Origin of the sequence: uncultured Pluralibacter sp. (genome assembly GCF_913775985.1) — a bacterium.
GTDB lineage: Bacteria > Pseudomonadota > Gammaproteobacteria > Enterobacterales > Enterobacteriaceae > Pluralibacter.
The window spans coordinates 111,031-123,442 of sequence record NZ_CAJYMB010000124.1 but is presented as its reverse complement, the minus strand read 5'-3'; the positions used below and the strand labels follow the sequence as shown (position 1 = coordinate 123,442).

General features: G+C 54.4%; 10 protein-coding genes. All 10 read left to right on the top strand.

Annotation, left to right across the window (positions count from 1 at the left end; translation table 11 throughout):
• Positions 1-214 (top strand): T6SS immunity protein Tli4 family protein (locus QZ766_RS15055; protein WP_297203297.1); only part of this gene is annotated, 214 nt, incomplete at its 5' end.
• Positions 215-446: 232 nt separating this feature from the next.
• Complete coding sequence (locus QZ766_RS15050) at positions 447-1,355, top strand: acetyltransferase (protein ID WP_297203294.1); 909 nt, start codon at positions 447-449, stop codon at positions 1,353-1,355.
• Entirely contained in the window at positions 1,352-2,425 is a 1,074-nt protein-coding gene (locus QZ766_RS15045) for a T6SS immunity protein Tli4 family protein (protein WP_297203292.1), read from the top strand. Before QZ766_RS15050 ends, QZ766_RS15045 begins: the two co-directional genes overlap by 4 nt.
• A gap of 78 nt (positions 2,426-2,503) precedes the next feature.
• Positions 2,504-3,574: a T6SS immunity protein Tli4 family protein gene (locus tag QZ766_RS15040; protein WP_297203290.1), complete on the top strand. Its 1,071-nt coding sequence runs from the start codon at positions 2,504-2,506 to the stop codon at positions 3,572-3,574.
• A 58-nt stretch (positions 3,575-3,632) separates the two neighbouring features.
• On the top strand, positions 3,633-3,908 hold the full coding sequence (locus QZ766_RS15035; RefSeq protein ID WP_297203288.1) for a PAAR domain-containing protein: 276 nt from the start codon (positions 3,633-3,635) through the stop codon (positions 3,906-3,908).
• Positions 3,909-4,243: 335 nt separating this feature from the next.
• Positions 4,244-5,368 (top strand): hypothetical protein, encoded by a 1,125-nt coding sequence (locus QZ766_RS15030; protein WP_297203287.1) that lies wholly within the window; start codon positions 4,244-4,246, stop codon positions 5,366-5,368.
• Entirely contained in the window at positions 5,365-8,814 is a 3,450-nt protein-coding gene (locus QZ766_RS15025; RefSeq protein ID WP_297203285.1) for an ImcF-related family protein, read from the top strand. The genes QZ766_RS15030 and QZ766_RS15025 overlap by 4 nt, the downstream gene beginning before the upstream one ends.
• 234 nt (positions 8,815-9,048) lie before the next feature.
• Entirely contained in the window at positions 9,049-10,803 is a 1,755-nt protein-coding gene (gene tssF, locus QZ766_RS15020) for a type VI secretion system baseplate subunit TssF (protein WP_297203283.1), read from the top strand.
• A complete protein-coding gene (gene tssG / locus QZ766_RS15015; protein WP_297203281.1) occupies positions 10,767-11,849 on the top strand; it encodes a type VI secretion system baseplate subunit TssG in 1,083 nt (360 codons plus the stop codon). The genes tssF and tssG overlap by 37 nt, the downstream gene beginning before the upstream one ends.
• Positions 11,827-12,369 (top strand): type VI secretion system lipoprotein TssJ, encoded by a 543-nt coding sequence (gene tssJ, locus QZ766_RS15010; protein WP_297203280.1) that lies wholly within the window; start codon positions 11,827-11,829, stop codon positions 12,367-12,369. Before tssG ends, tssJ begins: the two co-directional genes overlap by 23 nt.
• Positions 12,370-12,412: the final 43 nt, after the last annotated feature.

Sequence of the window (12,412 nt, the reverse complement as noted above, 5' to 3'; positions counted from 1 at the left end):
ATTTCTGGCCACGGGCTTGCAGGAATCAAGCAATGAGCCACGCTATCAATTTGAAATGTATATCAATGAAATGACCGCCAGCTATAAAAAACCAGGTTTTATACTGACCCTGGATAATCAACGAATGTCGCCTACCTCTTACAGCAAGGAAGAGATTATTGCCTTTTGGGACACGATCAGCCGTAGCGTACGTATTCGTCCCGGCGCGTTTTAACCGGTCGGAAAGGATGACGGATAAATAAAAGGGAGGGTTCACAATGGATAAAATAAAACGCAGGGTCATTATTTTTGCTATTTTAGCCTCACTGGGGTACGGAGTGTATCAATATTTCCGTTCTTACGGCCATTCGCCAACTGGCTGCAGGATAACAAAACCTCGGCAGAAGGGCTGGTAAAATTTATTAACGAGACCATCAGCCTGTATAAAAAAATGTTGGGGCCACAGCATGTCCTTTGCCGACGGGCAGGAAAAAGTCATTATAGTCACCCACTCTATGGGAGGGCTGGTAGCGCGCTACGCGTCCCAGGTGCTCGGCGCAAAAGATAAAATACTGGGGATGGTCCACGGGGTAATCCCGGATCTTGGCTCACCGGCAGCGTACCGCCGCATGAAAGTGGGTGCAAGACAAGAGGGGATGGCCGGAGCCGTCCTCGGGAACAGTGCGAAAGAGCTGATGCCGGTCCTGGCCAGGGCACCCGCGCCGCTTCAGCTGTTACCCTCGTCGAAATATCTTTCCGGCGCACCCTGGCTTATCGTAGAAGGTGCGGGCGAAGACGGCAGTGATGTGAAATTGCCGAAGAAAAGGGATCCGTTTGGTGAGATTTACCTGGATAGAACGCTCTGGTATTGCCTATATGAGCCCAATATTATAGATAAAGATAAAAACATTTCCAATTTAAATTGGAAGGAATACTTTGAAATTATGAAAGATAAAGTACGATCTTTTATTACTGAGCTGGAGAATAAATATCACACCAATACATACGCCTTTTATGGTCATAAACTCGATTCTGATGGTACGCTAATATGGCGAAAAACATCCATTACCTACCCGAAAAATATGCATGAGAGTGACAGGCGACTGCCCAACAATTATCGTGAGATCTCCCTGCCTTACAACCGTTCTCAAATGTATGTACTCACTTCATCAAAAACGCCTGGCGATGGTACGGTACCGGTGGAATCACTGAGTACAATACGCCATAACGGTGAAATCAAAAGCGTCCTGGCAACACACGTTGACCATCAGGGGGCCTACAACGTAAGCAACCTGGAAAATATTCACGCCAGACCTGCCCTGCAGTTTACCCTCAGGGCGATTGTGAAAATGGTGCAGGAGATCCCAGCCCCATGAATTCTATTCGACAGCTTACAGTGTTATCTTTTGTGGCAGGCAGCCTAATCCTTATTGCCCCCGCTATATCATCCACATCAGTACAGAAGGACAATACAGTGGTAAATACCTTGTTTGCGCAGACTAAGCCGCAATGTATAGGGCGCTATGTTATTGATATTCCAGCGTCGTTTAACAACCAGCTTTACGATATGATATTTATTGATGATTTTAAAATTGAAAGCAAACGCCTCTTTGCCCCTGCCTTCAAGCAGCGGGTGCAATTAAGGAAACAGGAGCTTAATAATGAAATAAATAAGCCAGGCAATAAACCCGAAAATGCGCCTTACATAAAGCAGCTTATCCAGTTACAGGATGATAAAGGAGTCATTTTTGATCGAAATAATTCTGGCTCTGCAGACTCATTCAGACATCTGGAAGCGCATATTTATACAAATGGTATTGCCTTTATTATTACTACTAAGATTCTGGATTTATCGGCAAGTAAGTATGTGGATGAGAAAAAATCATATCTTAGCGCTGGTTTTTCAGAAGCAGAAACAAATACAAAACCCGCCAAACTAGCAGCTTTACAATCTCTGATATCACGCTTAAGTGGCAGAAAAGATGAGGATATTCCGTCGGCTAAAGGCGTATGTATTCCGAACGGGTTTATCCGGGATGATGGTTTTGTACATAATGAGCGCATAACATTTAGTTTTAAAAATGATGACTTTATATTCGGGGTTTATACAAATAATAAATATAAAGGCTCAGATGATACGCTTTTTAGTCGCACCGCTGAAATCGACAAAATTCTGAAATTAAATGGTCAGAAAACAATTAATAAATATAAATTTTCTCCCGGCGGAGTTCCAGCGCAGGCATGGTTATCTGGTGGTTTACAAACGATGGAAAATAGTGTCTATCCACTTTATGAGTTTGACCTTTATGCCAATGAGGCTGATGCCACGCCAGCTCAGCCTTGGCTAAATATGGGGATGAACAATTACTATAAAAAAACAAGGTATAGCGAGGCGAAGATGATTGAAATATGGGACCGGCTGGTAAATTCCCTGCGTTACAAGTGAGTAATCAATAAGCGTGCCTTTACTGCACTTCGCCTCTTGTGGAAAACAGGCCGCACGTAGTGGGAAGGAGTCCTTATCTTGCAATATAATCGAAGAAATATAACCTTAGTGCTTGTGGCTGCCGGAATTATTTTTATAAATCCGGTTACGGCTTCAACCTCGATAAATACTCTGTTTATGCAGACCAAACCGCAGTGTATCGGGCGCTATGTGATTGACGTTCCAGAGTCGTTTAACAATCAGGTCCACGATATGATTTTTATCGATGACTTTAAAATTGAAAGCAAGCGTCTCTATCCCCCCGCCTTTAAACAACGCGTGCAGTTAAGGGAGCATGAACTACGTGATGCAATTAATAAATCTGGGAATGAGTCTAAGAATGCACCCTTTATAAAAGAAAAAATAGTACTGCCTGACGAAAAAGGAATTATCTTTGACAGAAACATTTCAGGTGAGGACGACCTCGGAAGAGTTTTAGAAGCACATGTGTTTGTTGATATGACAGCTTTTATCATTACAACAGAACTTCTTGATTTAACTGACCCTAAATATTCAGAAAGGAAAAAAATATATATTAAAGCTGGTTTCACAGAAGCTCAAATGAATGAAAGGCCCGCCAAGCTAGCGTCCTTGCAATCTCTGATATCACGCTTAAGTGGCAGAAAAGATGAGGATATTCCGTCGGCTAAAGGCGTATGCATTCCTAATGGGTTTATCCGGGATGATGGCAGCCAGCATCTTGAGAAAATCACTTTCCAGTATGAAAATAACGATTTTATTTTAGGTGTATATACGAATAATAAATATCCCGGCTCAGCAGACACTCTGTTTAACCGGAGCGCACAAATAAATGAGGCACTTAAAACGTCAAATAAGTATACCATTAAAAAAGTCGCGCTTTCGCCCAACGGTATCCCTGCGGAGTCGTGGTTGTTTGGCGGCACTCAAACTATCAGAAGTGAGTCGACGGGTAAGGATGAAGAGAACACATTCTATGATTTTGATTTTAAAGCGAATGAACGGGATGCCACATCGTATAAGCCAAAAATTAGTATTGGACTCACCAGCGAATACAAAAAAACGCGCTACAGTGAAGCGCAGATGATTGAAATCTGGGACCGGCTGGTAAATTCCTTGCGCTATGAGTAGTCGTCAATAAATCTATTAACTATTTTCATTCTTTATATTTTAAAGAAAAGGATGCACAATGAGCTTCGGTTTTTTTTTAAGAGTCGGTGATAGTACCACCTGTGGTGGTAAGATCCTTACCGGCGATCCTACCTTTCAATGGTATGGGATTGCTGCTGCAAGAGAAGGCGATAAAGTCAGCTGCGGTAAATTTTTGGGAACATACAAAATATTAGGGGGAGTCGTAGATACCTTCGATAATGGACAGATTCTGGCTGGCTCTATTAATAGTATTAGCTCCTGCCCATGCAATGCAAGATTTATCCCTACTATACCGGATAGCTACTCAAAATAGAGTGTGGGAGGATTCAAAAAATTCTCTCTCTAACGGGAAATACTAGTTCATTAATGGATGATATATGGATAAGTTTTTCTTTGCCGAAAGCTGAAATTTATACAGACTTTAATTTTCATTCAACATTTGATGACGATAGCATGCACGAATGGATTTAGTAGGCAAAGTTAAAGAGTGAAATGCTTTTATATTAATCAAAAAGTAAATGTAGTTTGCTGTTTGAACTAATCTATCATTCAGATAGGCGGCATTCATAAAACATAGAGAAATCTACATAATAGTTTTTCGGTGCCGTTTGAATTTCAATTAAAAACATTAAGAATATGAGTCCTACTATGGCATGGCCTATACCTGAAATTCCCGAGCCAAAAATAATTTCAGCACCGAGATATGGGTTCTGGATAACATTACTGATCTTGATGCTAATTGCTGGAGCTGCTATCAGCTTATGGGTCTGGAATGTTGCAACTTATGCTAACGTTTTTTTCTACGGTATTCTACCTACACTCTTTATTTGGCTGTGTATATTCGGTGTAATAGTCAATCGTTATGAACAATTTGTGACAGCCAGCCGAGCCTGGAATCTTGAAGCAGAGCTCACTAAAGCTGAATGGAGCCGCTGGAGTCGACGGCAGATTGCCGTAGTGGGCAATGTTTTATTTTCTCCGGAAGAGAACGGGATGGATGCACTGTTGGGAGAATCGGAGAAGGTGCCTGCATACCCTAAAAAGGCCCGCCCTCTATTCAACTCTCCGCATGATTTTCCAGCATTACTGCATGAAACAGATATGAAACTGGAGCATCAATATCCTGGCTATCGTCATTTTTTGCACTCTATCTCTGTTTTTCATTCCTCTGATAGATTTGATGAATACCGCAACGAGTCAATTTATCAACAATGGGATCTTATTCCCACTGCATTCTCTTCAATAGAAGCGCTGAAGTCTTTACACAATACAAAGATGGCAGATGGGCTGATGTTAATAATTTGTCTTCAGGACTGGCCCGATCGAAGTGTTAAGCAATCAAGTGAGTTTATTTCAGCCCAGCTAATTACTACCCCCCTTTTTGCTCGCCAGCATGCACTGTCCGTTATCGCCGGCATCACCCGGATGATGCCGCTGGAAGAAGGTAATCTCATGAATGAGTTAGATATGTTATTTGAATATACTCAGCCCGATAGAGAAAATCTCAAATATATTTGGCTGCAGGGGGCGGCTGAAAAAACGTCTGTAGAAATAATGCAGTATGCCGCTCGGCATCAATGGCAGCTTCCGGAAAAAAGACCTCTGCATTCTATCGATTTCTCCTTTGGTCCTCCAGGAGAGATGGCTTTACCCCTCGCCTTAGCTATGTTGGCCGAAGCCGCTAACAGGCTGGGGAAGGATCAGCTGCTTATTAATCAGACACCGCAGCAGACAGGGATGCTTTGCTTAATTACCAGGGATTTATACGTATGACCGAACACAAGTTATTGCCAAATGCACGCTACGGCTCATGGGGATACTTCCTTCTAATTTTAGGCCTGGCGGGGATAAGCGCTTTTTTACTTTTTATCAATCAGGACAAAATAAACAGTATCGGTATTTCGACACAGACCATCTGGATAATTTGGGGATGTGTGTTTGTTTTCTTATTGCTTGGCCTGATTAGCTCGCCTGTTTGGTGGCGCTGGAAGCAGAGAAAAAATCAGGCTGTCTATAAGCCTCAGGTGACTGGCGCTAATACTGAGCCGCTCTCCGTCAAGAGTAGAGATATCGTTCCCCCTTTTTCCGGCCTCAGAAAGCATCTCCGAACTCGCTACTCTGTTTTCTGGCGCCGCAAATCCCGCCTGCTGCTCATCACCGGCGATGATGCCGCCATCGAACAGCTGGCTCCCGGCCTGCAGGAAAGCCAGTGGCTGGAGGGCAGCCGCACCGTGCTGATCTACGGCGGCAGCCTTTCATCGTTGCCGGACCCTGAAAAATACGCCGCGCTGCGCAGGCTGCGCCGGGGCCGCCCGCTGGACGGCATCGTGCGTGTTCTCGCCCCCGGGCAGGCCCTGACGCCGCAGCTCAGCGACGGCGACCTGCGCGGGCTGGAAAACATCGGCGGGCTGCTGCGCTACCAGCCGCCGGTCTGGCTGTGGCAGCTGTGCGACTCCCCCTGGCCGCAGGCCGGGCGCGTTGAGCAGGCAGTGGGCACCAGCTTCCCGCCGCGGGCGAATGCGGAGGCGATAACCCGCCAGCTGGCGGCGCTGCTGCCCGGGCTGCGGGCGCAGGGCATGTGCCAGGTGCTGGAGGATAACCGCCGCGATTTTCTGCTGCGCCTGGGCCGGAACCTGCAGGCGGGCGGCATTGCCCGCTGGGCCGGACAGCTGGCGCCCTGGCTCGGGGACAACCAGCAGCGCGTTCCGCTGCGCGGCCTGATGTTCAGCCTGCCGATGCGCGGGCCGGAAGAGGACGACGCGGCGGCCAACGCGACGGCACCGCTCGCCGGGCTGCAGCGCCACGCCCTGACCCTGCCTGATACCTGGCAGGGTATCCTGAACGACTGCACCCGCCTGCGCGGCCGCCGGGTCGGCACCGCCCGGGGGCAGGCGCTGGGCTGGGGGCTTGTCGCAGCGGCGGGCGCCTGGGGTGCCGGGCTGCTGCTCTCCTTCGGGCTCAACTACGGCCAAATCTCCGACGTTGCGGCAAAGGCGCGACATCTGGTGGCGCATCCCGCCACCTCCGACGACCAGCTCACCGCCCTGCACGCCCTGCGCAACGACGCCGGCCGCCTGCAGAACCACGTCCGCGGCGGCTCGCCCTGGTACCAGCGCTTCGGCCTCGACCACAGCCGGCAGCTCCTCGACGCGATGCTGCCCTGGTACGGCGTGGCCAATAATCGCCTGATGCGCGACCCGGCCGCCGCCGCCCTGGCGCAGAAGCTCCGCGCGCTGGCAGACTCGGCCCCCAACAGCGACCTGCGCGCCCGGCTGGCGAAGCCGGGCTACGACCAGCTGAAGGCGTGGCTGATGATGGCCCGTCCCGATAAGGCCGACGGCGCGTTTTACGCGCAGACGATGAAAAGCGTGCAGCCCACGCGCGCCGGCATCTCCCCCGGCCTGTGGCAGAGCCTTTCCCCGGACCTGTGGGCGTTTTATCTTGACGCGCTGCCAGAGCAGCCGCAGTGGAAGATAACCCCGGACGCAGGCCTGGTCAGCCAGGCCCGCCAGGTGCTGCTCCAGCAGATTGGCCGCCGCAACGCCGAGAGCACTCTGTACGAGAACATGCTTAAGTCCGTGCGCCGCAGCTTCGCCGACGTCACGCTGGAAGACGTGACCGGCGGCACCGACGCCCGGCGGCTGTTCAGCACCGACGAGATGGTGCCCGGCATGTTCACCCGCCAGGCCTGGGAGGGCGGCGTGCAGCAGGCGATTGAGAAGGCGGCGAGCGCCCGCCGGGACGAAATCGACTGGGTGCTGAGCGACAGCCGCAGGGCCGTCTCTGCGGACCTGTCGCCGGAGGCGCTGAAGGCGCGCCTGACGCAGCGCTACTTCACCGACTTCGCCGGCAGCTGGCTGAACTTCCTCAACAGCCTGCGCTGGGAGCCGGCAAACACGATTGCCGACGTCACCGACCAGCTGACGCTGATGAGCGACGTGCGCCAGTCGCCGCTGATTGCCCTGATGAATACCGTTGCCTGGCAGGGGCAGGCCGGGCAGCAGGGCGATGGCCTGTCGGACTCTATTCTCAGGTCGGCGAAAGCGCTGGTCAGCGGAAAAGACAGGCCGGCGATTGACCAGTCCGCCGCAGGCCCGCAGGGGCCGCTGGACGACACCTTCGGCCCGCTGCTGCAGCTGCTGGGTAAAAACCGCGGCCGCAGCGTCATGTCGGCGGACGGCTCCCTGAGCCTGCAGACCTACCTGACCCGCATCACCCGGGTGCGCCTGCGCCTGCAGCAGGTGGCCGGGGCCTCTGACCCGCAGGAGATGATGCAGACCCTGGCGCAGACCGTCTTCCAGGGAAAAAGCGTGGACCTGACCGACACGCAGCAGTACGGCAGCCTGATGTCGGCGAGCCTCGGCGAGGAGTGGAGCGGGTTTGGCAACGCGATGTTCGTCCAGCCGCTGACCCGGGCCTGGGAAACCGTGCTGCAGCCCTCTGCCGCAAGCCTCAATGACAAATGGCGCCGCGCGGTGGTGGCGAACTGGCACACCGCCTTTGACGGGCGCTTCCCGTTTGCCGCGGGCAAAAGCGACGCCTCGCTGCCCATGCTGGCCGAGTTCATCCGCAAGGACAGCGGGCGCATCGAGCGCTTCCTGACGGCGGAGCTGGGCGGCGTGCTGCACAGGGAGGGCAGCCGCTGGGTGCCGGACAGGGTCAACGGGCAGGGCCTGACGTTCAACCCGGCGTTCCTGAAGGCCATCAACCAGCTGAGCGCGCTGTCGGACATCCTGTTTACCGACGGCAGCCAGGGCATCAGCTTCGAGCTGCAGGCGCGCCCGGCGCCGCAGGTGGTGGAAACGCAGCTGACGGTTGACGGGCAGAAGCTGCACTACTTCAACCAGATGGCGGAGTGGCAAGCCTTCCGCTGGCCGGGAGAGACGTACAAGCCGGGCGCGATGCTGACCTGGACCTCCACCAGCGCCGGAGCGCGCCTGTTCGGGGACTACAGCGGAACCTGGGGCTTTATCCGCTGGCTGGAGCAGGGGAAGCGGCAGCGGCTTGACGGCAGCCAGTGGATGCTGAGCTTCAGCGCGCCGGACGGAAAAACGCTGCAGTGGGTGCTGCGCACCCAGCTGGGGAGCGGCCCGCTGGCGCTGCTGGCGCTGCGCGGGTTCACGCTGCCGGAGCAGATATTCAGCGTCGACAGCGCGGCCACCGCGCAGGTGCTGGCCGGAGAGGCGAGTTCGAACATGGACGGCGTGGAGTTGGAGTAATGGTGATATGACAAAGCCTGCTTCACGCGGTTCCAGCGTGCTTAATGAGAATGCCTGACTAATGACGAAAGCCAATAGTGAGGTGCTCTACTGGACTCAGGCTTTGTCAGGTTGTACTGCTTTCCACGATTAATAGCTGAAGCCGGCGTCAAAGCCTGCCAGCGTTATAACTCAACACCACGGCGCAATGCTGCTACATCGCAGCGCGCCGTGAATAAACAACTCAGGTTTCTTATGGACAACTTAACCCTGCGTTATTACGACGCCGAAATGCGCTACCTGCTGGAAGCGGGTGAGGAGTTCGCCCGCGCGTATCCCGAGCAGGCGGCAATGCTCAATCTCGACAAGGCGGGCGCCCGCGACCCGTACGTGGAGCGGCTGTTTGAGGGCTTTGCCTTTCTGATGGGGCGGCTGCGCGAAAAGCTCGATGACGATCTGCCGGAGCTGACCGAAGGGCTGGTGAGCCTGCTGTGGCCGCAGTACCTGCGTACCATTCCGTCGATGTCGGTGGTGGAGTTCACCCCGGACTGGCGCGAAATGAAAGAGCCGATGCATATAGACAGCGGCTTTGAAGTGCTCTCCCGCCCCATTGGCGAAAGGGGGACCCGCTGCCGCTATACCACCACCAAAGAGATAGACCTCCAGCCGCTCTCGCTCGAGCACGCCGGGCTGGCAACAGATCCCGATGGCCGGTCAGTGATTACGCTGCGTTTTGCCTGCAGCCAGCTGGCGGACTGGAGCCGCGTCGATCTCAGCCATATCCCGCTCTATTTTAATGCCGACGCGCCGCTGGCCTGCGCCATGCACGAGGCGTTCACCATGAATGTCGCCAGTATATGGCTGCGGTTGCCCGGCGACGTGGACCGAAGGCCGCTGGACGGTCGCTTCACCGCCCTCGGGTTTGGCGATGACGATACGCTATGGCCGAAAGGCAGCAGCAGCTTTAGCGGCTACCAGCTGCTGCTGGAGTACTTTACCTTCCGCGAGAAATTCATGTTTACCGGCCTGCGCGGGCTGGAGAGCGTGGTGTTCCCGGAGGCGCTTTCGTGGTTCGAAATCGACGTGGTGCTGGCGGAGCGCTGGGATCACGACTTCAGCTTTACCGGCAAAAATCTGCGGCTGAACTGCGTGCCGGTAATAAATCTGTTCCCGCTGGAGTCCGATCCGCTGACGCTTAACGGGCTGCAGACCGAGTACATGCTGCGTCCGATGCGCGTGCAGGACGGGCACACGGAGATTTATGCGGTTGATTCGGTGATGTCATCGAGCCAGCACACCTACGTGCCTTTCTCGAGCTTTCGCCACCGGGGCGGCATGATGCGCCACGACGCGCCGGAGTATTACTACCATACCCGCGTGCGCCGCGGCCCGTCCGGGCTGCACAACACCTGGCTTATTCTCGGCGGCGCCGCCTTTGATAATCATACCGTGCCGGAAGACGAGAGCCTGTCTCTGACCCTCACCGGCACCAACGGCCAGCTGCCGCGCCGGGCGCTGCAAAGTACCGTGCTCGATACCGTGGTAAAAACCACGTCGGTCAGCATCGTCGTGCGCAACCTGTGCGCCCCGACGCTCCCGTGCTATCCGCCGGCGCAGGATCGCTTCCACTGGCGCGTGCTGAGCCACCTCGGCAGCGGCTTTTTGTCGATGATGGACAGTGCGGAGGTGCTGCGCGGCACCCTGGCGCTGTACGAGTGGACCGGCAGCGAGATGAACCGCCGCCGGCTGGAGGCCATTCTCAACGTAAAACACAGCGAAACCGAACGTTTCGAGCAGGGGTATCTGGTGCGCGGCGTGCAGATTGACGTTTCGCTCGACAGCCGCGGCTTTGCCGGGCGGGGCGATATCTGCCTGTTTGGCGAAATGCTGAGCCGCTTCTTCGCACTGTATACCGATATCTACCTGTTTAATCGCCTGATTATTACCCTGCAACCCACCGGAGAGCGCCTCGAATGGGAAGAGAAGCACAATCGCCGCATTCCCGGCTGAGCCTGCGGCTGGAGTCTGACCTTACGCGAATTAACTTTTACCGCTTCTGCCAGCTGCTGGAAAAACGCAATCCGGGCAAGCCGCTGCTGGGTTCAAGCAGCCATCCCGCCGACGATCCGGTGCGTTTTGCGCCCGATCCCGGCATGGGGTTTCCGGCCAGCGAGCTGAAAGCGATTGAATACGACGAGAGCGACAGTGGGCCGCCGGTGGTGCGCTCGACCTTTCTCGGAATGTACGGCGTCGATTCACCGCTGCCCACCGCCTATCTTGACGACATCACCCAGCGTCGGGAAGGCCACGAGGCGATGCAGGGCTTTCTCGATATCTTCAGCCACCGGGTTCTGACGCAGTTTTACCGCATCTGGCGCAAGTACTCGTACCCGGCCACCTTTGAGCCCGGCGGCGGCGACAGCATCTCGCAGTCGCTACTGGGCCTGGTAGGGCTGGGTATTCCCGGTACCGCAGAGCATATTGCCACGCCGGTATCGCGCTTTCTGTCGCTGCTCGGCGTACTGCAGCAGCCTGGAAAAACCCAGGAGGGGATCCAGGCGCTGGTCAGCCTGCTGGCCCCCGATACTGCGGTGCGGGTCAGTCCGTACTGCCTGCGGCCGGTGGAAATCAGTCGCCCGCAGGGCTTTTACGGCAATGAGGATTTTCTGCTGGACGGCAATACGCCGCTCGGCGACGAAGCGATGGATGCCAGCAGCCAGCTGCTGATCGCGCTCTCCTGCGATAGCGAGCAGGAGTTTCAGGGCTGGAAGCCCGGTGGGCTGCTGTATCAGGATTTTCTGGTGATGCTGCGGGTGTATCTGGGCTGGCGCTTCAAGGCCAAAATCACCCTGACCACCCGAACCCCCCTGCTGGCTGCGCCGCCGCTGGGCGAAGGTAATTTCTGGCTCGGCATGAACGGCGTGCTCGGCGCCGGGGAAGACGCGTGCGCAGATGATATTCCGCCGACCTTTACGACGGAGCTGGGCTATTACACCGGCCTGCAGCCCGCAATACCACAACAGGGAAATCGACATGTTAACTACACGTTTAATTAAACCGGCGGGCCTGCTGCCCGCCCTGCTGGCGTTTAGCCTGACGGGATGCGGCGTGACGCAGGGCGTCGCGGACGGTACCAAATCGGTCTATAACGCCGTTTTTTATAAGAAAATTAAGGTACTGCATCTGGATTTTACCGCACGCGAGGCGCTCAACACCGACGCTCGCGAAAACAATTCTCTTTCTGAATCCGTGGTGGTGCGGGTTTACCAGCTCAAAGACCGTAAAGCTTTCGATAAAGCGGTCTATCAGCAGTTGCTTAACGAGGCGGATACTCTGCTGAAGGACGATCTACTGGCCAGCCGCGATGTGGTTATCAAGCCCGGCGGCGATGCCCTTCTCGATATGCCAATGGAGGAGGGGACGCAATTTGTCGCCGTAGTCGGGCTATTCCGTCATCCGGATATGGTCAGCAACAGCTGGAAGCAGGTGCTGCAGCGCGAAGAGCTGGATCCGGATAAGCCGCGGGTTATTGAGGCGGGAAATAATCACCTGCAGCTGGTGCCGGTGAAGGAGTAAGGGAGCCGCTGCCGGGCAACATGGCCGTGCAGCGGCGGTATTT